We start from the raw sequence: 21510 nt of genomic DNA on the forward strand, positions 1-21510 counted from the left end.
TTCTTAAAAAGATTATCATGGAACATCGGTATGTAATAAGGATAGCAACACTGGTCATGGTATTGATTCTGGGTTGCCAGGGATTATCATCCCAAAAAGTAACAGAAGATTGGGATAAAATTCCGGTTAAAGCTCTTTTTTTAGCTCCTCCGCGCCCCGGTGGTATAGATGAGTTTTGTTATTTTGTTAAAGACGCTTTGCCTAGAGAAGGGATAAATACTTTAATACTTCGTTTTAATTACGGATATAAATTTGAAAGTCATCCGGAATTGATTGATATGTATGCTTTATCTAAGGAAGAGGTTCAACAGATAACCCAAGCATGTTTGGATGCGGGAGTAAGATTAATACCTAAAATAAATTTGTTAGCCCATCAATCGGAGCAGACACAAATAGGAAAATTATTAATTCATTATCCGGAATTCGATGAATCCCCGGGATTTGATCCTCCTAGTCCATGGATAGAGCCGAGTGCGCGAGGAGGCTTTTATAGTAAGTGTCTTTGTCCTCAACATCCGGATTTATATAAAGTAATATTTCCTCTTATAGACGAATTAATTGATGTATGTCAGGCAGATGCGTTTCATGTAGGTTTAGATGAAGCTTGGATAGTAGCACATGAGAGCTGTTCACGTTGTTTCGGTGCAGATCCGGCGGTTGTTTTCGCTAATCATATAAAGGCTTTACATATGCATCTTAAGAAGAAAAATTGTGAAATGTGGATGTGGAGTGACCGGTTGATAGATGGATACACTACAGGATTAGGGGCTTGGCAAGCTTGTATGAATGAAACGCATCGAGCTATTGATATGATACCAAAAGATATTGTTATTTGTGACTGGAAATACGAGGATGCTCCTCCAACGCCCGAATATTTTGCGATAAAAGGATTTAATGTGGTAGTTTGTACGTGTGTTAAAGCGGATGTGGGTATAGCTCAAATGGATATGTTGAATATGGTCCGACAAAATGGAAAAAGGCAAGATTATTCATGTGTTCTCTCTTCTCGTTTGAGAGGATTTTGCGGAACAGCCTGGGAACCTGCATATCGTTTTATTAAAACTTATTATGGACAACCGACCGATTTGGAAAGTGGAGCTGCTTTGGCTTTTAAAAAAATAATTGAACATATTAGAGAATTGGAGAAGAGAAATAAAACAAACTAAGATTAATATGCAACGTCGTGATTTTATAAAAGGTTCCACCTTAGGGTTTGGTGCCTTGTTAACAGGTGTGGCTGGAACTGCCTGTACTTCCGTAAAAGAAGCAGAAGAAACAGTGAGTAAAGCTGTAGAGAAAGGTAAAAGTAGGAAGCAGTTATTTAATATGTGCGGATATGCAGCTCCGGCGATTCCTACTGTCCGGATTGGTTATGTAGGGATTGGTAGTCGTGGCAGTTGGGCCGTGACACGTATGATGAATGTGAAAGATGTTGAAGTAACGGCTTTATGTGATCTGAATGAAGGTGCTGTAAAAAGAAATCAGGAAACACTTCAGCGCTTTAACCGCCGTCCTGCAAAAGAATATTTCGGAGATGATTACAGCTGGAAACAATTGTGTGAACAGGATGATATCGATTTGGTTTATATAGCCACTCCCTGGAAATGGCATACACCGATCGCTGTCTATGCCATGGAATGCGGAAAGCATGTGGCAGTGGAAGTTCCGGCAGCTGGAACACTGGAAGATTGCTGGCAACTGGTAGAGACTTCGGAGCGAACAAAGAAACATTGCATGCAGTTGGAAAATTGCTGTTACGATTTCTTTGAGATCCTGACAGTGAACATGGTACAGAAAGGTTTGTTCGGTGAAGTAATTCACGGTGAGGGTGCTTATATCCATGAACTGTTGAGCGGTATGTTCGGTGAACCGCAATGGCCGACCTGGCGGTGGGATGAAAACCATAAAAGCGGAAACCCTTATCCCACCCATGGTTTGGGACCGGTATGTTGGGCTATGAACATCAACAGAGGGGATAAGATGGAATATATGACATCTATGTCTACCGATGATTTTTTGATGGAAGCTAAAGCAAAAGAACTGGCAGTTCAGAACGATTATTATAAACCGATGGCTGCGATGAAGTACCGTGGAAATATGAATACATCGACGGTTCGTACAGCAAAAGGTAAAACGATTATGATACAACATGATGTGAGTACTCCACATCCTTACGATCGTTTACATGTTTTGACCGGTACTAAAGGTTTTTGCCGTAAGTTTCCCGAGCCGGGAAAGATTGCTTTTGGCGATAACTTTGTCAGTGAAGAAAAGATGCGTGAATTGGAAGTACAGTATACTCCGGAAATGGTAAAACATATTGCGGATGTTGCAAAAGTAATCGGTGGCCATGGCGGTATGGACTTCATTATGGATTGGCGTATGATTGATTGTTTGCGTAACGGTTTACCACTAGATATGGATGTGTATGATGCTGCAACATGGTGTAGTATTACTCCACTGAGTTACTGGTCGGTTGCTAATCGTTCGAACTCGATCGATGTCCCTGACTTTACTTGTGGTGCATGGATAACTAATAAGCCGGTCGACTTGACTCTGAGAGGAGGAGGAAATACAGGAGTTGTAATACCGTAAATTTATGCAAAACCGTTGTGAACCTTCATGGAGTATTTCTTCTGAAAATTTATCCGGGTAACTCCCGTGAACAGCGAACTTCAGGAAAAATTTGAAGTTAGAGTAGTTGCTTATAAAGTAAATAGACTTGAGAAGTTATGTTTACTTTATGAGCAACCCAATCTAGTATTGACTAACAGTAATAATACGAATTGCAATTCTACTTTAGAGAAGGTGCTACGCAGTTTTTTTAAAGACCTTTGAATTAGGTTTTGAGTAGACTGGTAGTTCATGTTCATGATTTGACAGATGTCTTCATACGACAGTCCTTCGACAAAGCGGTAATAGATGACCTCTCTTTGTCGTGGAGAAAGGATTTCGAGCATGCGGACCATCTTTTCATTCAGGAATTGCTTCTTTTCATTATTAATAATTTCATCTTCGATCGTGTATTCTGCAGCAAAGACCGGTTCGATTGTATCTATTTGACTGTAGGTATATCCTTCCGGAATACATTGAACAAATTATTTTTCAGTGCAATAAAAAGATATAGTTTGATATTGTCGGTCGTTTGAAGATGTTTACGATTCTGATATATTTTTACAAATACTTCTTGTATACAATCTTCTACTAATCCGCTATCAGGTGTAAAGTGCATACCGTAAGCATACAATGCCTGAGAATATTGTTTATAAATATATGTATAAGCTTCGTCATCTCCATGAAGGAATTGTTCCCAGATCATTTGATCGGAATATTCTGTTGTGGTTGTATCTACTGTAATCTTTGTGTTTTTTTGCATAAAAATATTACTGGTTAGATTCCTTATTTCAGTAACAGAACACAAATATTAAAAAAATCTACTCACTCTCATTGAAAAAAATGTTTTTTTTACAAGAGTCATATTTTGACATTTTTGTTCTAGATTGTAAAGTGCAGTTTGCAAATTGATTATCCGATTTGTTAATTGCATGGAAAAGAGCAATTATTACTGAAAAATTTCCTTAATAGAGTACCAGCTATAAAAAAATGTATTACTTTTGTACCGGTCTTAACAAGGCGCGATAATAGCAAGTTAGATGTAGGTATTGGAGCCCTGTTATTTTAATTTCGCGAGAGAGAAAAGTTATATAAAGTCAATCATTTAAATTATTATCAAGAATGGCTAATTTAGATTTAAGCAAGTACGGAATTACCGGTGTAACAGAAATTTTACACAATCCGTCTTATGATGTTCTGTTCGCAGAAGAAACAAAACCATCTTTGGAAGGTTTTGAAAAAGGTCAGGTAACAGAACTGGGTGCTGTAAACGTAATGACAGGTGTTTACACAGGTCGTTCACCTAAGGATAAATTCTTTGTAAAGAATGAAGCCAGCGAAGACTCAGTATGGTGGACTTCTGAAGAATATAAAAATGATAACAAGCCTTGTACTGAAGAAGCATGGGCTGATCTGAAAGCTAAAGCTGTAAAACAATTGTCAGGCAAACGTCTGTTCGTTGTCGATACATTCTGCGGTGCAAACGAAGCAACTCGTATGAAAGTTCGTTTCATCATGGAAGTAGCTTGGCAGGCACATTTCGTAACTAACATGTTCATCCGTCCGACAGCTGAAGAACTGGCTAACTACGGTGAACCTGATTTCGTATGTTTCAACGCTTCTAAAGCAAAAGTTGACAACTATAAAGAACTGGGGCTGAATTCTGAAACTGCTACAGTTTTCAACCTGAAGACTAAAGAACAGGTTATCCTGAACACTTGGTACGGTGGTGAAATGAAGAAAGGTATGTTCTCTATCATGAACTACATGAACCCGCTTCGTGGTATCGCTTCTATGCACTGTTCTGCAAACACGGATAAAGAAGGAACTAGCTCAGCTATCTTCTTCGGTCTGTCTGGTACAGGTAAGACTACTTTGTCTACTGACCCGAAACGTCTGTTGATCGGTGATGACGAACATGGATGGGATAACGAAGGTGTATTCAACTACGAAGGTGGTTGCTATGCTAAGGTTATCAACTTGGACAAAGATAGCGAACCGGATATCTACAACGCAATCAAACGCGATGCTCTGTTGGAAAACGTAACAGTTGCTGCTGACGGTACTATTGATTTCGCAGATAAGAGCGTAACAGAAAATACTCGTGTTTCTTATCCTATCTATCACATTGAAAACATCGTTAAGCCGGTATCTAAAGGTCCGCACGCAAAACAGGTTATTTTCCTGTCTGCTGATGCATTCGGTGTATTGCCTCCGGTATCTATCCTGACTCCGGAACAAACTCAGTACTACTTCCTTTCTGGTTTCACAGCTAAATTAGCAGGTACAGAACGTGGTATTACTGAACCGACTCCTACATTCTCTGCTTGTTTCGGTGCTGCTTTCTTGTCATTGCACCCGACTAAATACGGTGAAGAACTGGTTAAGAAAATGGAAATGACTGGTGCTAAGGCTTATCTGGTTAACACTGGATGGAACGGTAGCGGTAAACGTATCTCTATCAAAGATACAAGAGGTATCATCGACGCTATCTTGGATGGCTCTATCGACAAAGCTCCGACTAAGGTTATTCCTTATTTCGACTTCGTTGTTCCGACAGAACTTCCGGGTGTTGATCCGAAGATCCTTGATCCTCGTGACACTTACGCTGATGCTGCTCAGTGGGATGAAAAGGCTAAAGATTTGGCTGCTCGTTTCCAGAAGAACTTCGCTAAGTTCACAGGCAACGAAGCTGGTAAGGCTTTGGTTTCTGCTGGTCCGAAATTGTAATTCAAACGCCAGAGGTAAATCTTACCAAAGGTTAAGAATAATATCATCAAAAAGCGTAGAACATACCGTTCTGCGCTTTTTTTTGTATATCTACATTAATTTTATCATAAATGTTAGTTTGTTTTAAAATCTATTGTTATCTTTACCGCGTATTATCCGTTAATGTGTGGGTTTAAGGTATAATGATAAAACGTTTATTACTGATTTTAGGAGTCGCATTGTTTTTGTCGTCGTGCGGCAAGGACGTCTCTTACCGAATAGAAGGCAAGTTGTCTAATTTGGAAGATGAGACGCTATATGCTGTTTTTGAGAATGACAATTATAAAGTTGTTGATACCATAACCTGTGAGAAACCCGGACAATTCTCCCTGAAACGGAACGAAGGAGACTTCAATACCGTAACGATTTTCTTCGATAATAAAAAATGCTGGACTACGGCTTACCTGATGAAAGGAGAGAAAGTCACCATAACCGGCGATGCTCTTTACCCGGCTTTGCTTCAGGTGAAAGGCGGACGTGTCAACGACCAGTTGAATTCTTTCCGTAAAAGTGTTGCTCCCCTGCTGAAGGAACAGGCAGACCTGATCAAGATATTAACGAATAAAAGCAGTCATACAAATACAACGGAAGAAACTGATATCCCTTCCCGTCTGACGAATGTAAACCATACCCTGAGTGAACGGGCGATGGAATATATACAAGAACATCCGGATGAAGAAGCTTCGGCTGTTTTATTGCAATATTATTTTATGAATCCGGATGATACCCGCAAAATGGATGAATTGCTGGCCGTGTTAAGTCCGAAATTGAAAGACTTTTATCTGATTCGTAAATTGCAGGATTACAGCATGAAAGCACAGCGAACTTCTTTGGGCGCGGAAGCTCCGGGTTTTAATGTAAAGAATGTATATGGACATACTGTGAGTCTGGATTCGTTCCCGCAGCGATATTTGCTACTTGCCTTTACGGCTCCTTGGTGCGATATGTGCCAGACAGAAGATCTGTTTTTGGATAAGGTCGCGATGAAGTATCCGAAAGAGAAAGTCGATATGCTGTTGATCAGTCTTGATGACGACCCGCAGGAAGTACGCAAGTTGTTGGCAAAGGATAGTATCAACTGGAATTTGGTAACCGATTCTGCCGGACAAGCAACAATGCTCGTTGATCTGTATAATGTGAATGCACTTCCTCGCTGTTTTCTGATTGATGAGGATGGAAAGATCATCATGAAAACGGACAACGGTGTAGAAATAGAACAAACACTTGAAAAACTGGTAGAAAAATGAGATAACGAATTATAAACTTCCAACCAAAATCATTAATTATGTTAGTAAAATCTTATGCAGCCGCGGTGCAGGGCATCTCTGCAACTATTGTCACCATTGAAGTAAATTGTACGAAGGGAATCCAATTTTTTCTGGTAGGTCTTCCCGATGTAGCTGTACGTGAAAGCCACGAACGTATCATTTCTGCGCTTCAGGTGAGTGGATATAAATTTCCCCGTAATCGAATTGTGATTAATATGGCACCTGCCGATATTCGGAAGGAAGGTTCTGCTTATGATCTGCCACTGGCAGTCGGGATACTGGCAGCCGCCGAGGAATTGGACGCTTCGCGGCTGGATAAGTTTATCCTGATGGGCGAACTATCGTTGGACGGAAGCCTGCAACCGGTAAAAGGCGTGCTCCCTATTGCTATTAAAGCTAGGGAAGAAGGTTTTAAGGGTTTCATATTGCCCAGGCAGAATGCCCGTGAGGCCGCTGTTGTCAATAATCTGGAGGTTTATGGAGTCGAAAATATCAAAGAGGTGATCGAATTCATGGGCGGAAAGCGCGAATTGGAACAGACTGTTGTTGATACGAGGAAAGAATTTTATGCTCGTCAGGAGCAGTTCGAGTTTGATTTCTCTGATGTACGCGGCCAGGAAAATGTAAAACGTGCTCTGGAAGTCGCTGCGGCAGGAGGTCATAATCTGATTATGATCGGGCCGCCGGGAAGCGGAAAATCAATGCTGGCAAAACGGCTGTCCACGATCCTTCCGCCATTCACTTTACACGAATCGTTGGAGACAACTAAGATACATTCTGTGGCCGGAAAGATAGGTGTGGAAACTTCCCTGATGGTGCAACGTCCGTTCCGTTCGCCGCATCATACCATTTCAAATGTGGCAATGGTGGGAGGCGGTGCTTATCCTCAACCGGGTGAAGTGAGTCTGGCTCATAACGGCGTGTTGTTTCTCGATGAATTGCCGGAATTCAACCGGAGTGTTTTGGAGGTGATGCGACAACCGTTGGAAGATCGGAAGATCACTGTTTCGCGTGCCCGTTTCTCGGTCGATTATCCGGCTAGTTTTATGCTGGTTGCCTCGATGAATCCTTGTCCCTGTGGTTATTACAACCATCCCGACCGTCCCTGTCTTTGTCCTCCGGGTGCGGTACAGAAATATATGAACCGTGTATCCGGTCCGTTGCTCGACCGGATCGACATACAGGTGGAGATTGTACCAGTCCCTTTTGAAAAGATATCCGAACAACGTCCGTCTGAACCCAGTGCAGCTGTCCGTGAACGGGTTGTTAATGCCCGTTCGATCCAGGAAAAACGTTTTGCCGACTACGAAGGTGTATATTGCAATGCACAGATGACCACGCAACTTCTGCATAAATATGCTGTACCCGACGCCGCTTGCCTGTCTCTTCTTAAAACGGCTATGCAACGTCTGAGCCTTTCTGCCCGTGCTTACGACCGTATCCTGAAAGTTGCCCGTACCATTGCCGACCTTGATGCCTCTGAAAAGATAGAAACACGCCATCTTGCCGAAGCCATCAATTACCGGAATCTGGACAGGGAGAGCTGGGGATTGTAAAAATTATTCCGTACCTTTGCCCCTCAAAAAGAGAACACAAGGTATGGAAAAACATTTTAAGAGAACGCTGATAACTACGGCGTTGCCGTATGCGAACGGACCGGTACATATCGGACATCTGGCCGGGGTGTATGTACCGGCCGATATTTATGCCCGTTACCTTCGTCTGAAGGGGGAAGAGGTATTGATGATCGGGGGATCGGACGAACATGGTGTGCCTATTACCCTCCGTGCTAAGAAAGAAGGTGTTACACCGCAGGATGTAGTGGACCGTTTTCATGGTATTATCAAGAAGTCTTTCGAGGAGTTCGGCATCTCGTTCGATATCTATTCACGTACAACTTCGCCTACGCATCGTCAGGTGGCGTCGGACTTTTTCCGTACCCTGTATGAAAAAGGAGAGTTTGTTGAAAAGACCAGCGAACAATATTACGACGAGGAAGCTAAACAATTCCTTGCCGACCGTTATATAACCGGTACATGTCCGCATTGCGGCAACGAAAAGGCTTATGGTGACCAGTGCGAAGCCTGCGGTACATCGTTGAATGCAACAGACCTGATCAACCGAAGTCTGCCATTAGTGGTAGCGAACCGGTGATGAAGGAGACCAAACACTGGTATCTGCCCTTGGATAAGCATGAACCGTTCCTGCGTAAATGGATTCTGGAAGATCATAAAGAATGGAAACCAAACGTGTACGGACAATGCAAGAGTTGGCTGGATATGGGATTGCAACCGCGTGCCGTAAGCCGCGACCTGGACTGGGGTATTCCTGTTCCGGTGGAAGGAGCGGAAGGCAAAGTGCTTTACGTATGGTTCGATGCGCCGATCGGTTATATCTCCAATACAAAAGAATTACTTCCCGACAGTTGGGAGACTTGGTGGAAAGATCCTGAAACCAAGATGGTACATTTCATCGGTAAGGATAATATCGTGTTCCATTGTATTGTATTCCCAGCCATGTTGAAGGCCGAAGGTACTTTCAATCTGCCGGAGAATGTGCCTGCCAATGAATTTCTGAACCTGGAAGGCGACAAGATCTCTACTTCCCGCAACTGGGCGGTATGGTTGAACGAATATCTGGTGGATATGCCGGGAAAACAGGATGTATTACGTTATGTCCTGACTGCCAATGCGCCGGAAACAAAAGATAACGACTTTACCTGGAAAGACTTCCAGGCACGCAATAATAACGAGTTGGTTGCCATCCTGGGTAACTTCGTAAACCGTGCCCTGGTGCTGACTGAGAAATATTTCGAAGGAAAAGTGCCGGCAGTAAGCGAACTGACTGACTATGACCGTCAGACTTTGAAAGACTTCGAAGATGTAAAAGCAAATGTGGAGCGTCTGCTCGACACCTATCATTTCCGTGATGCTCAGAAAGAAGCCATGAACCTGGCCCGTATCGGTAACAAATATCTGGCAGATACGGAACCCTGGAAGCTGGCAAAGACAGATATGACTCGTGTGGCAACGATCATGAACATCGCTTTGCAGATCACAGCCAACCTGGCTATTGCTTTCGAACCGTTCCTGCCGTTCAGCATGGAGAAACTCAACAAGATGTTGAATGTAGAACCGTTAGGCTGGAGCCGTCTGGGCGCAACCGACTTGCTGGAAGCCGGACATCAGCTAGGCAAATCCGAACTGTTGTTTGAAAAGATCGAAGACAGTGTGATCGAAGCGCAGGTTCAGAAGTTGCTGGATACAAAGAAAGCGAACGAAGAAGCCAACTATAAAGCGAAACCGATACGCGAAAACATCGCGTTCGATGATTTCACAAAACTGGATATCCGTGTGGGAACGATCCTGGAATGTACAAAGGTGCCTAAGGCCGACAAATTGTTGCAGTTCCGTATCGATGACGGTTTGGAGAAACGTACAATCGTTTCCGGTATCGCCCAGCATTATGCCCCCGAAGAGTTGGTCGGAAAGCAGGTTTGTTTTATTGCCAACCTTGCTCCGCGTAAGTTGAAAGGCATCGTATCGGAAGGTATGATCCTCTCTGCTGAAAACTTCGATGGCAAGCTGTCTGTCATCACTCCGGAAAAAGAAGTGAAACCGGGTAGCGAAGTAAAATAACATAAGATCTCCGGTGCTATGGAACGTAAGAGTGCCGGAGGTATGAATGATAATAGAGCCGGTATTCTTATCTGTAAGAGTCCCGGCTCTCTCATAGGTAAGAGTCCCTGAGCTCTCACTTATCATAGAAAAGAATGTTAAAGGTCTTTTATGCAATAAAAGATTATTTGGAACGTTTTAATCTTCATAAGATAAACAGTGGTATACAATAGGAAAGATGTCTGAAAAACATATACAAATGGTTGACTTGCAAGGTCAGTATCATCGCCTGAAAGAGGAGATAGATGCCGCCATGCAAACTGTTATTGAAAGCAGTGCCTTTATCAATGGTCCTCAGGTGAAGGCTTTTGGCGATCACTTGGCTGAATATCTCGATATTCCCTATGTGATTCCTTGCGGGAACGGTACGGATGCTCTTCAGATCGCTTTGATGGCGTTGCAGTTGCAGCCGGGGGATGAGGTGATTGTTCCGGCATTTACCTATGTGGCAGCTGCCGAAGTGATCGCTTTGCTGGGATTGACTCCTGTGCTGGTGGATGTAGATCCGCGAACCTATAATATCGATCCCCGTAAAATAGAAGAATCTATTTCCCGTAATACCAAGGCAATCATTGTAGTTCACCTGTTCGGCCAGTCCTGCGATATGGCTCCGATCCTGAGAATAGCCGGCATGTATCATCTTCATGTGATAGAAGATAATGCGCAGTCCGTTGGTGCGGAATATACTTTCCCGGATGGGCAGGTGAAGAAAACGGGGACAATGGGCGTTATCGGTACGACTTCGTTTTTCCCTTCCAAGCCGCTGGCCTGTTTTGGTGACGGAGGCGCTTTAATGACTTCTGATGAGAGTCTGGCAAAGCGTATCCGTATGATCGCAAATCATGGTCAGGAAGTTAAATATCATCATAAGCTCATAGGATGTAACTCTCGTCTGGATACCCTGCATGCCGCTGTTTTGGATGTGAAGCTGAAGTATATCGATGAGTTTACAAAAGCCCGGCAGGTCGTTGCCCGAAGATATGACGAAGGTTTGGCTTCATGCGAGCAGTTGATTCTTCCGAAGAAGAGTGATTTCTCGACACATGTCTATCATCAATATACGGTTCAGTTGAAACCGGTTCCGGAGTATCCCGATACGGCAAAGCATCGGGAGGCATTACAAGCGGCTCTTAAAGAGAAAGGTATTCCTACCATGGTATACTATCCCGTTCCTTTACAAGCACAAGATGCTTATAAATGGATGGCACGTACCCCCGGAAGTATGGAAAATGCAGCCCGTTTAAGCAACTGTGTCCTATCCTTGCCGATTCATACGGAGATGACAGTGGAAGAACAGGAATATATAATAGATGTATTGGTAAAGGAGTTAGAAAATAGAAAGATTTGAGCTATCTGTTTATAGTGACGGTAGTAACCAATTCCCCTCTTGAGAGGGGAGCTAGGTACAATCGGTCAATAATCGGATAGTTCACATTTGATAAAATATGAAAGAAAATAAGATAAAATTCGCTGTAGTCGGTTGTGGTCATATCGGAAAGCGCCATGCCGAGATGGTAACCCGTGATCAGGATGCCGAATTAGTCGCTTTATGCGATATTCGTCCTCGCGAAGAATTGGGAATAGAGGCGTATGAAGTTCCTTTTTTTGCCGGTTTGCAGGAATTATTGCAGAGTGGCATTCAGATAGATGTCATTAATATCTGTACTCCGAACGGTTTGCATGCACCTATGGCGGTACAAGCCATCGAAGCCGGTTGTAATGTGGTGATAGAAAAACCGATGGCGTTGACACTGGCTGATGCGGAGAAGGTGGTATATGCTTCTTTGAAATACCGTAAACAGGTATTTTGCGTCATGCAGAACCGCTATTCCCCTCCTTCCGTGTGGATTAAGGATATGATCGACTCCGGGAAATTGGGTAAAATATACATGGTTCAGTTGAACTGCTATTGGAACCGTGACGAACGTTATTATAAACCGGTGGCTGGCATGGGGATGCAGCATTGGATGGGGGTACGCTTTTCACCCAGTTCTCCCATTTTATTGATATCATGTACTGGCTGTTTGGCGATATTTGTAATATCCAGGCTCGTTTCGCAGATTTCAATCACGAGAAACTGACTGCTTTTGAAGATTCAGGCTTCGTAAACTTCAACTTCGTGAACGGAGGAATGGGTAGTCTGAATTATTCAACTTCTGTATGGAACAGGAATATGGAAAGCAGTATGCTGATCGTGGCCGAGAATGGCAGTGTAAAGATCGGCGGTCAATATATGAACGAAGTGGAATATTGCCATGTGAAGGAGTATGAAATGCCCGAACTGGCCCCAACCAACCCGGGTAATGATTACGGCCCTTACAAGGGATCGGCTCAGAATCATAATTTCGTGATCCGCAATGTGGTCCGTGTCCTTTCCGGTTCAGGATCTGAATGTATCACGACCAACGTACTGGAAGGTATGAAAGTAGTGGACATTATACAGCGCATCTATGCTCAAAAGTAACGATTCTGAATAAGAAATGATGATCGGTAATTCCCCTTTCGTATAAATAACGATTTTAGAAGGGAAAGAATCCCTTCAAATTCCTATCTTTGTGGAAGTTTTGTCATTCCCGGCATGGGACTGACCAACATTGTTGTGCTCTCATTCTTATGAAAAGGACTGAGATATATAGAAAAACTCAAATTGAACAGATAGCATGAAACAGATTTTAGTTACCGGAGGAGCCGGTTTTATCGGCTCTCATCTTTGCGAACGCCTGCTGAAAGACGGGAATAATGTGATTTGTATGGATAATTATTTTACAGGTCTGAAACAAAACATTGTTCATTTACTGGACAATCCCTATTTTGAGCTGGTTCGTCATGATGTGACATTCCCGTATTATGTGGAGGTTGATGAAATTTACAATCTGGCTTGTCCGGCATCTCCGATACATTACCAGTTCGATCCGGTGAGTACGACTAAAACATCTGTTATCGGTGCTATCAATATGCTTGGGTTGGCTAAACGTACCAAAGCACGTATTCTTCAGGCTTCTACCAGTGAAGTTTACGGTGATCCGATCGTCCATCCCCAGGAAGAAAGTTATTGGGGAAACGTGAATCCGATCGGTTTGCGCAGCTGTTATGATGAGGGCAAACGTTGTGCGGAAACTTTATTCATGGATTATCATCGCCAGAATAAGGTAGACGTTAAGATTATCCGTATTTTCAATACCTATGGTCCCCGTATGCGTCCGGATGACGGCCGGGTTGTTTCCAACTTCATCATGCAGGCGTTGAAAGGTGAAGATATTACTATTTACGGTGATGGAAAGCAAACCCGTAGTTTCCAGTATGTCGACGACCTGGTGGAAGGTATGGTTCGTATGATGGCTTCCGAAAACTTTACCGGACCTGTCAATTTAGGCAATCCGGGAGAGTTCACCATGCTGGAGTTGGCAGAGATCATATTGAAGATGACTAATTCGAAATCAAAAATAATATTTACCCCTCTTCCTTCTGATGATCCCAAACAGCGTAAACCGGATATTACTTTAGCAAAAGAAAAACTGAATGGCTGGGAACCTAAAATCCGTTTGGAAGAAGGTTTGATAGATACAATTAAATATTTCAAGAGCCTTTAATTTTGCATTTTGATTATAAATTATGAAAATAGCGATAGTAGGAACAGGCTATGTCGGCCTGGTTACCGGAACCTGTTTTGCAGAAATGGGGACCGAAGTTTTTTGTGTAGATGTTAACACCGAAAAAATTGAAAACCTTAAAAAGGGGATAATCCCTATCTATGAACCCGGTCTGGAAGATATGGTCCATCGTAACCAGCAGGCCGGAAGATTACAATTTACAACCGATCTTACTGAATGCCTGGACGAAGTGGAAGTTTTGTTCAGTGCCGTAGGTACGCCTCCCGATGAGGATGGTAGCGCCGATTTGAAATACGTGCTTGAGGTAGCTCGTACTGTCGGTCGGAATATGAAGAAACATATTCTGGTCGTAACAAAAAGTACGGTTCCCGTCGGTACGGCAAAGAAAGTACGCCGGGCTATCCAGGAAGAACTCGATAAACGTGGAGTAGAGATCGAGTTCGATGTAGCTTCTAATCCTGAATTTCTGAAGGAAGGAGCAGCGATCAGTGACTTTATGAGTCCGGACCGTGTTGTTGTTGGTGTAGAATCTGAGCGTGCAGAAGAGCTGATGACTCGTCTGTACCGTCCTTTCCTTTTAAATAATTTCCGTGTGATTTTTATGGATGTGCCATCTGCCGAGATGACCAAATATGCAGCGAACGCCATGTTGGCTACCCGTATCAGTTTTATGAACGATATTGCCAACTTGTGTGAGATTATCGGTGCGGATGTGAATATGGTACGTAAAGGTATCGGTTCCGACAATCGTATCGGTAACCGTTTCCTGTATGCCGGTATCGGTTATGGCGGTTCGTGTTTTCCTAAAGACGTGAAAGCATTGATCAATACAGCCAAGCAAAATAATTATCCGATGCGTATCCTTCAGGCAGTCGAGGAAGTAAATGACGAACAGAAATCTCTTTTGTTCCATAAACTCGAAAAGCATTTTAATGGAGACCTGAGAGGTAAACGTATCGCTATCTGGGGACTGGCTTTTAAGCCTGAAACAGACGATATGCGCGAAGCTCCTTCTTTGGTTTTGATAGAAAAACTGTTGGCGGCAGGTTGTGAAGTATATGCTTATGATCCTGTAGCTGTAGAAGAATCCAAACGTCGTATCGGAGATGTTATCCATTATGCAAAAGATATTTATGATGCAGTAGTGGATGCCGATGCCCTGATGCTTGTAACGGAATGGAAAGAGTTCCGTATGCCTTCTTGGTCTGCAATAAAGAAACTGATGGCTACCCCGCTGGTTCTTGATGGCCGTAATATTTATGATATCAAGGAGATGGAGGAGAACGGGTTTGTTTATCATTGTATAGGGAGGTAAATACATATTGTAAACTAAAATTAATTAACTATGAAAGAAAATGTGATTAGATTCAGTGATGTAGAAAGTTGCATAATTGAATTACGGGATCAAAGAGTTCTGCTTGACAGGGATGTCGCTATGCTTTATGATGTAGAAACAAAAGAAATAAATCAGGCAGTCAAAAATAATCCGGATAAATTTCCTGCCGGATATTTAATCGAATGTAATAAAGTTGAGAAAGCCGAACTGGTCAAAAATTTTGACCGGTTCAATCCTTTAAAACATTCAACAGCTCTTCCGACAGCTTTTACTGAAAAAGGACTTTACATGTTGGCAACAATCCTGAAAAGTAACAAGGCAACGCAGACAACAATCGCAATCGTTGAAGCTTTTGCAAGAATCAAGGAATTGTCCAGAACTGTTTTACAGTTACCTACCGCCGATGAAGCACAGCAGAAAACACTTATGCAGCGCACGAGTGAGTTAATGGCTGACTTATTAGATGATGAACCGAAAGTAACAGATTCGGAAACGACAATAGAATTGAATCTGGCTGTTTTAAAGTTTAAGCATACGGTGAAAAGAAGATAAGAGTGATTGGTCATAAAGAAGTTTTTTGAAAAATAACTATCATACTATCATATTTTGTTTGTACTCTTTGATTTACAGGATATATAACTATGATGGTTGATGAATTTATCTATCATAGAACTATCATAAACTGTCATTACCGTCCTACTCTCCGTCTGTTTTGTGTTAAGTATGGCATTTAATTTGTCAAAGTAGTTATCTTTTTTAGCTAAAACAGGGAGAAAATTTTCCCGGGACCCCTATTTCGACAGTTTTTATACCCCGGTTTGAACGGTGCTGACACCCGGGTGTGGAGATGGTTAAGACCCGGGTGTCAATGATTTATATAGTTATATCTTTGAAAATAAACAATATACTGTTTGAAAAAAGATAGCTGTTTTTATGATAGTATGATAGGGTAGTTTGTATCTATCATGTATACTGTCATAGCCTGTGTGTAATGAAATTGAAACTGTATAAGTGTTTAAATGAGAGTATGACAGTTGTTTTGAAAGAAAAATCAAAACTAAAATTAGAAATGCCTTATTCCTGTTAGTGATTATGGCTGAGGAAACTTTGAAAGATAAAACGGCTAAAGGCCTTTTTTGGGGAGGGATTAGTACGTTCTTCCAACAAATAATAGGAATGGTATTTGGGATTGTGATAGCCCGTATACTTAGTCCGGATGACTATGGATTGGTGGCTATGCTTGCTATTTTTAGTGCTATTGCCAATACGATTATGGATAGTGGCTTTACTACGGCGTTGATTAATAAAAAGACTATTCGGCATGAGGACTATAATGCTGTCTTTTGGTTTAGTGCGTTTTGTGGAATAGTTATTTATATGATTTTATTTCTTGCTGCTCCTCTGATTGCCCAATTTTATAATAAACCGGTTCTTCTTAATCTTTCCCGTGTATTATTCTTAAGTTTCTTGATTTCAAGTTTTGGGATAGCACATAATGCTATTTTATTTAAGAGGTTAAAGGTGAAGCAACGAGGAATTATTGATGTCGCTGCTGTATCTATTTCAGGAGGAGTTGGCTTAATATTTGCATTGCTGGATTTTGCCTATTGGGGATTAGCTATACAATTAGTTTCTCAATGTTTAGTGGCAACCTTATTGCGTTGGTGTTTTTCTGGGTGGAGACCAACCCTTTCCTTTGATCTTTCTCCAATCAAAGAAATGTTTGGATTTAGTTCTAAAATATTATTTAATAATATTTTAGGGCAAGTGAATATGAATATTTTTTCTGTACTGTTGGGTAAATTCTATACAGATACAGATACGGGTTACTATTCACAAGGGAATAAATGGATGGTCTTAGGGAATATGACAATAAGCAATATGATACAGGGGGTGGCACAACCTGTTTTGGTTGAGGTCGCGGATGACAAAGAACGACAGAAGAAAGTTTTTAGAAAAATGTTACGATTTGGTGCTTTTATTTCTTTTCCTGTATTATTGGGACTGGCTTTTGTTGCCAAAGAGTTTATATTACTAACAGTTGGAGAAAAGTGGCTCAATAGTGTTCCTTATCTTCAAATTCTGACTATTGCGTATTCATTTAGTTTTATTACTAATTTATATTGGGCAATACTATTTTCTCATGGCAAGTCGAACATTATACTTTATGTAAGTTCTACTTTTTATGGTCTTAATTTATTATTGGCTTTATTTTTAGCTTCTTATGGAATTTTCCCAATGATAATAGGATGTTCCGCTCTTACTCTTTTATTAAATTTTGGATGGCATTTTTGTGGTAAAAAATATATTGGTATTCAAACAATTGAGTTATTGCGGGATATTTCTCCTTATTTATTACTCGTTTTTTTCTGTTTTTCTATATCTTGGTTTGCAACAATAGGTATTAATAATTTGTATTATTTGCTTACTGCCAAAATTGTTATTGTAGCGGTACTGTATATTTTGATATTGTGGCTAACGAGGTCTGTTGTATTGAGAGAGAGTATTTCTTTTATTTTTAAAAAATAAATAGAAACAGCATATTGTATGATTGTAAAATTGTATAGAAAACTTCCTGTAGGATTTAGGGTGATAATTTATAATTGTTTTTTAGGGACCATATTAAATTATATCCGTAATCCACAGGCTCTTAAATATTGTTTCAAGGAACCTCAGATTAAACGGAAGCTGATAGAATTTTTACCGTTGTTTAAGAATAAGAACGGCTTGGAAGTAGGCGGAGGATCTTATATTTTTAGTAAAGAAGGTAATTTGCCGATCTATTCTGTGGCTAATAGGGTTGATGGATGTAACTACTCTTATCAAACGGTTTGGGAGGGTAATTTGAGTCAAGGTACATACAAATACAAAGGTGTAAATTTAGGAACTCAATTCATAGGAGAAGCAACAGAAATAAAAATGATTGTCGGTAAAATGTATGATTTTATCATTTCATCAAATTGCTTAGAGCATGTCGCTAATCCACTCAAAGCCGTTAAAAGTTGGTTGAACGTATTGAATGCAGGTGGATATATCCTTCTTATTTTACCTAATAAAATTTCTAATTTTGATCATAGAAGACCCGATACTTCCTTTTCTCATTTGTTGGAGGACTATGCAAATGATGTGAATGAAAACGATATGACGCATTTCGATGAAATAATAGAATTGCATGATCCGGATAAGGATGTTGTGGGTAATAACAAAGATGTTTTCATAGGACGTCTATGAAAAATGATGAAAATCGTTGTTTTCATCATCATATTTTTACTGTTAAGCTATTGGAAAAGATTTTCTCATACTTTAATTTGGAGATTATATATTCTCAGGAAGGCTGGGATAATATTTATATACTAGGGCGTAAGTTGAAATAATATGAAAACGCTTGGAATCGTGATATTTTATTACCCAACTGATGAAGTTTGGAAAAATATCGCATCATATATAGATTTACTTGATAAGTTGATTATTTGGAATAATACCCCTGGAAATCAATTGGATTTGCATTTTCCAACTTGGGAAGAGAAAATCGTTTTGATGGGAGTAGGTAAAAATCTAGGAATAGGAAAAGCTTTAAATAAAGCTATCTTGTATGCGAAAGAAAATCAATATGACTATTTATTGACGATGGATCAGGATAGTCATTTTGTGAAAAAAGATTTCAAGTTGTATTTGAAAACGATCAAGGAATCAAATATCAGGTCTATTTTCTCCCCGAACTATTTGCTTCATGACAAAGCATTGTATACATCTATAGATGACGGCTTTATTGAAGTAGAAACAACGATGACATCTGGAAGTGTATATCCTGTAGAAGTTTTTTCTAAAATCGGCTTGTTTCGGGATGACTTTTTCATTGATGCGATAGACACTGAGTTTTCTTTGCGTGCAAAGAAAAGTGGCATCACTACCCGTGTGATGCCACAAGTATACTTAGTTCATGGTGCCGGATACCAAAAGACAAAACATAAATTTTTGTGGAAAACATTCTTTCCCAATGAATATTCGCCAGTAAGATCTTATTATATTGTAAGAAATGGTATAATAACAAAACGCTTATATCCATGGGCTAATTGGAAAGGATTTCTGTACTATTGGTTCTATAAAAGATTATTTTTTGTTATATGTTACGAAGATAATAAGTTCGCTAAGATAAAAGGCCTATTGTATGGTTTTTATCATGGTATGATTGGAAAAACAGGAGAACAAACGATTTTTTAATGAAACAAAATAATAAAGCAAGAGTATTAGCTTTCTATCTACCTCAATATCATCCTATACCGGAAAATGACAAGTGGTATGGTAAAGGTTTTACAGAATGGACAAATGTAGGTAAAGCTAAACCTCTATTTCGAGGACATTATCAACCGCAAATTCCTGCAGATTTAGGTTATTATGATCTTAGAGTTTCTGAAACAAGAGAAGCTCAGGCAGAGATGGCTAGAGAATATGGTGTTGAAGGTTTTTGCTATTGGCATTATTGGTTTGGTAATGGACGCAGATTGTTAGAACGCCCATTTAATGAAGTATTATCTTCGGGAAAGCCTGATTTCCCTTTTTGTCTTGCATGGGCTAATCATAGTTGGCATGGTATTTATTGTGGCTTGAAAACTAAAGAGCCAGTAATGAGACAAACTTATAATGGAATAGAAGATTACAAAAAACATTTTTATGATGTGTTGCCTGCTTTTAAGGATAAACGTTATGTGACGGTTGATGGTAAACCGTTCTTTTTAGTTTTTTCACCGCAGGAAATTCCTGATTCCAAAGAGTTTATAGATTGTTGGCAAGAACTTGCCAAACAAAATGGACTTTTTGGAATCCATTTTGTAGCTCATACTTACCGACCTGATTATATAGATACTTTGTTGGCGCTAGGATATAATGCTGTTAATGTTGTCCGATTGTTTGAATATCAAAGAGTAGGGTTGTCTTTGTTAAGAATGGCAATTAATAAAATTAATAGAGAGATATTTAAACATGGATTTTGGTATGAATATAAAGATGCAATGAAATATTTCTCTGGTCTGGAAGATAAAAGAGAGAATGTGTATCCTACTTTAGTTCCTAATTGGGATCATTCTCCAAGAACTGGTAAATATGGTTCTATACTAAAAAATTCAACCCCAGCTTTGTTTCAGAAGCATGTGGAGACTGTGGTTAAGTCAATATCTGATAAATCGGATGAACACAAAATTGTCATATTGAAATCATGGAATGAATGGGCCGAAGGTAATTATATGGAACCAGATTTGAAGAACGGTAGAGGTTATTTAGAGGCTTTGGCTAACGGACTAAAAAAGTAAATATGTATCGGACCCCTATTTTATTTTTAATATTTGCACGTCCGGATACTACACGAAGAGTATTTGAACGCATTAAGCAAATTCAGCCAACAAAGCTGTATATAGCAGCAGATGCTCCACGTGAGAATCGCTCGGATGAAATCAAACGAAGTCAGGAAACCCGTCATATTATTGATTTAATTGATTGGCCTTGTGAAGTTCATACTCTATTTCGTGATACTAACTTAGGTTGTAAAATGGCTGTTTCGACTGCTATTTCATGGTTTTTTGAATGTGAAGAATATGGTGTAATCTTAGAAGATGATTGTTTGCCGGATTTGTCATTTTTCCCTTTCTGCGAAGAATTATTGTTGAAATATAAGGATGATGAGCGTATTGGACACATTGGGGGAAATAACTTTTTGCGAAATGATGTAAAGAGTGAGTATAGTTATGATTTTTGCTCTGTATCCCATATTTGGGGATGGGCTTCCTGGCGGAGGGTCTGGAAAGATTATGATGTGAATTTTCCTTATTGGAATGAGGTTCGAGACGACAAGTACAAGCGGAAAGGTTTATTCCGAAATTTGAAGGAAGAAATATATTTTTCAACTTTTCTTTCAGATGTGTTAGGAGGTAATAGGGGTATTAATACCTGGGATGCTCAATATTTTTTTATGCATAGACTCCAGAATAGATTATCGATTTATCCTATGGTTAACTTAGTTACAAATATTGGTCTGCATTCAATTGAGGCTACACATACTACTGCCCGGAATGATGATTTATTCGTTCCTTCTGAGGAAATGAAATTCCCTTTAAAACATCCGGTTTATATAAAGGCAAATGTGGAAATTGATGATTTTACTGTTGCCCACCAATTTTTTTCTTATAAAAGGCTGGTGCGTTATTTTTTAGGCATGTATTAAATATCATGAGTTTTATGTATAT

The 21510-nt window shown here is 40.3% G+C and carries 16 protein-coding genes and 2 pseudogenes; 16 read left to right on the plus strand and 2 right to left on the minus strand.

Annotation, left to right across the window (positions count from 1 at the left end):
• Window positions 1-17: 17 nt before the first annotated feature.
• Window positions 18-1166 carry a family 20 glycosylhydrolase gene (locus DXA15_RS00385; RefSeq protein WP_158579622.1) on the plus strand — a complete coding sequence of 383 codons (1149 nt, stop codon included), beginning with the start codon at window positions 18-20 and terminating at the stop codon, window positions 1164-1166.
• A gap of 7 nt (window positions 1167-1173) precedes the next feature.
• Complete coding sequence (locus DXA15_RS00390; protein WP_233566594.1) at window positions 1174-2595, plus strand: Gfo/Idh/MocA family protein; 1422 nt, start codon at window positions 1174-1176, stop codon at window positions 2593-2595.
• 146 nt (window positions 2596-2741) lie between these two features.
• On the opposite strand, the gene DXA15_RS25665 is transcribed toward DXA15_RS00390, so the two are convergent.
• Window positions 2742-2969: a sigma factor-like helix-turn-helix DNA-binding protein gene (locus DXA15_RS25665; RefSeq protein ID WP_233566596.1), complete on the minus strand. Its 228-nt coding sequence runs from the start codon at window positions 2967-2969 to the stop codon at window positions 2742-2744.
• A gap of 86 nt (window positions 2970-3055) precedes the next feature.
• Window positions 3056-3376 carry a sigma factor gene (locus tag DXA15_RS25670; RefSeq protein ID WP_233566598.1) on the minus strand — a complete coding sequence of 107 codons (321 nt, stop codon included), beginning with the start codon at window positions 3374-3376 and terminating at the stop codon, window positions 3056-3058.
• 359 nt (window positions 3377-3735) lie between these two features.
• On the opposite strand from DXA15_RS25670, the gene pckA reads away from it, so the two are divergent.
• The 14 genes and pseudogenes from pckA (at window position 3736) to DXA15_RS00465 (ending at window position 21488) form a co-directional block, all read left to right on the plus strand.
• Window positions 3736-5343, plus strand: a complete 1608-nt coding sequence (gene pckA, locus DXA15_RS00400; protein ID WP_128132749.1) for a phosphoenolpyruvate carboxykinase (ATP) — start codon at window positions 3736-3738, stop codon at window positions 5341-5343.
• A gap of 182 nt (window positions 5344-5525) precedes the next feature.
• Window positions 5526-6629, plus strand: a complete 1104-nt coding sequence (locus DXA15_RS00405) for a TlpA disulfide reductase family protein (protein WP_128132750.1) — start codon at window positions 5526-5528, stop codon at window positions 6627-6629.
• Window positions 6630-6667: 38 nt separating this feature from the next.
• Window positions 6668-8206, plus strand: coding sequence for a YifB family Mg chelatase-like AAA ATPase (locus DXA15_RS00410; RefSeq protein ID WP_128132751.1), 1539 nt, complete (start codon window positions 6668-6670; stop codon window positions 8204-8206).
• Between the two features lie 43 nt (window positions 8207-8249).
• Window positions 8250-10288: pseudogene (metG, locus tag DXA15_RS00415) on the plus strand (methionine--tRNA ligase).
• Between the two features lie 217 nt (window positions 10289-10505).
• Window positions 10506-11675 carry a DegT/DnrJ/EryC1/StrS aminotransferase family protein gene (locus tag DXA15_RS00420; RefSeq protein WP_199676164.1) on the plus strand — a complete coding sequence of 390 codons (1170 nt, stop codon included), beginning with the start codon at window positions 10506-10508 and terminating at the stop codon, window positions 11673-11675.
• Window positions 11676-11772: 97 nt separating this feature from the next.
• A pseudogene (locus DXA15_RS00425) lies at window positions 11773-12791 on the plus strand (Gfo/Idh/MocA family protein).
• Between the two features lie 196 nt (window positions 12792-12987).
• Window positions 12988-13917: a UDP-glucuronic acid decarboxylase family protein gene (locus tag DXA15_RS00430; protein ID WP_128132752.1), complete on the plus strand. Its 930-nt coding sequence runs from the start codon at window positions 12988-12990 to the stop codon at window positions 13915-13917.
• Between the two features lie 22 nt (window positions 13918-13939).
• Window positions 13940-15253, plus strand: coding sequence for a UDP-glucose/GDP-mannose dehydrogenase family protein (locus DXA15_RS00435; protein WP_128132753.1), 1314 nt, complete (start codon window positions 13940-13942; stop codon window positions 15251-15253).
• Between the two features lie 30 nt (window positions 15254-15283).
• On the plus strand, window positions 15284-15826 hold the full coding sequence (locus DXA15_RS00440; RefSeq protein WP_010801368.1) for an ORF6N domain-containing protein: 543 nt from the start codon (window positions 15284-15286) through the stop codon (window positions 15824-15826).
• 540 nt (window positions 15827-16366) lie between these two features.
• Window positions 16367-17803 (plus strand): lipopolysaccharide biosynthesis protein, encoded by a 1437-nt coding sequence (locus tag DXA15_RS00445; RefSeq protein ID WP_128132754.1) that lies wholly within the window; start codon window positions 16367-16369, stop codon window positions 17801-17803.
• An 18-nt stretch (window positions 17804-17821) separates the two neighbouring features.
• Complete coding sequence (locus tag DXA15_RS00450; protein ID WP_233566600.1) at window positions 17822-18505, plus strand: methyltransferase domain-containing protein; 684 nt, start codon at window positions 17822-17824, stop codon at window positions 18503-18505.
• Window positions 18506-18649: 144 nt separating this feature from the next.
• The gene (locus DXA15_RS00455) at window positions 18650-19495 is read left to right on the plus strand and encodes a hypothetical protein (protein ID WP_128132755.1); all 846 of its coding nucleotides are present in this window, start codon (window positions 18650-18652) and stop codon (window positions 19493-19495) included.
• Window positions 19495-20580 carry a glycoside hydrolase family 99-like domain-containing protein gene (locus DXA15_RS00460; protein ID WP_128132756.1) on the plus strand — a complete coding sequence of 362 codons (1086 nt, stop codon included), beginning with the start codon at window positions 19495-19497 and terminating at the stop codon, window positions 20578-20580. Before DXA15_RS00455 ends, DXA15_RS00460 begins: the two co-directional genes overlap by 1 nt.
• Window positions 20581-20582: 2 nt before the next feature.
• Window positions 20583-21488 carry a hypothetical protein gene (locus DXA15_RS00465; protein ID WP_128132757.1) on the plus strand — a complete coding sequence of 302 codons (906 nt, stop codon included), beginning with the start codon at window positions 20583-20585 and terminating at the stop codon, window positions 21486-21488.
• Window positions 21489-21510: the final 22 nt, after the last annotated feature.

It is taken from the genome of Parabacteroides sp. AM58-2XD, from assembly GCF_003463685.1.
GTDB classification, from domain to species: Bacteria; Bacteroidota; Bacteroidia; order Bacteroidales; family Tannerellaceae; genus Parabacteroides; species Parabacteroides segnis.

Bases quoted from the DNA above. Each gene is read 5' to 3' on its own strand.
- pckA (WP_128132749.1), top strand. From the start codon at position 3,736: ATGGCTAATTTAGATTTAAGCAAGTACGGAATTACCGGTGTAACAGAA.
- DXA15_RS25665 (WP_233566596.1), bottom strand. From the start codon at position 2,969: ATGGTCCGCATGCTCGAAATCCTTTCTCCACGACAAAGAGAGGTCATC.
- DXA15_RS00465 (WP_128132757.1), top strand. From the start codon at position 20,583: ATGTATCGGACCCCTATTTTATTTTTAATATTTGCACGTCCGGATACT.
- DXA15_RS00405 (WP_128132750.1), top strand. From the start codon at position 5,526: ATGATAAAACGTTTATTACTGATTTTAGGAGTCGCATTGTTTTTGTCG.
- DXA15_RS00440 (WP_010801368.1), top strand. From the start codon at position 15,284: ATGAAAGAAAATGTGATTAGATTCAGTGATGTAGAAAGTTGCATAATT.
- DXA15_RS00385 (WP_158579622.1), top strand. From the start codon at position 18: ATGGAACATCGGTATGTAATAAGGATAGCAACACTGGTCATGGTATTG.
- DXA15_RS00445 (WP_128132754.1), top strand. From the start codon at position 16,367: ATGGCTGAGGAAACTTTGAAAGATAAAACGGCTAAAGGCCTTTTTTGG.
- DXA15_RS00460 (WP_128132756.1), top strand. From the start codon at position 19,495: ATGAAACAAAATAATAAAGCAAGAGTATTAGCTTTCTATCTACCTCAA.
- DXA15_RS00430 (WP_128132752.1), top strand. From the start codon at position 12,988: ATGAAACAGATTTTAGTTACCGGAGGAGCCGGTTTTATCGGCTCTCAT.
- DXA15_RS25670 (WP_233566598.1), bottom strand. From the start codon at position 3,376: ATGCAAAAAAACACAAAGATTACAGTAGATACAACCACAACAGAATAT.
- DXA15_RS00455 (WP_128132755.1), top strand. From the start codon at position 18,650: ATGAAAACGCTTGGAATCGTGATATTTTATTACCCAACTGATGAAGTT.
- DXA15_RS00390 (WP_233566594.1), top strand. From the start codon at position 1,174: ATGCAACGTCGTGATTTTATAAAAGGTTCCACCTTAGGGTTTGGTGCC.
- DXA15_RS00450 (WP_233566600.1), top strand. From the start codon at position 17,822: ATGATTGTAAAATTGTATAGAAAACTTCCTGTAGGATTTAGGGTGATA.
- DXA15_RS00420 (WP_199676164.1), top strand. From the start codon at position 10,506: ATGTCTGAAAAACATATACAAATGGTTGACTTGCAAGGTCAGTATCAT.
- DXA15_RS00435 (WP_128132753.1), top strand. From the start codon at position 13,940: ATGAAAATAGCGATAGTAGGAACAGGCTATGTCGGCCTGGTTACCGGA.
- DXA15_RS00410 (WP_128132751.1), top strand. From the start codon at position 6,668: ATGTTAGTAAAATCTTATGCAGCCGCGGTGCAGGGCATCTCTGCAACT.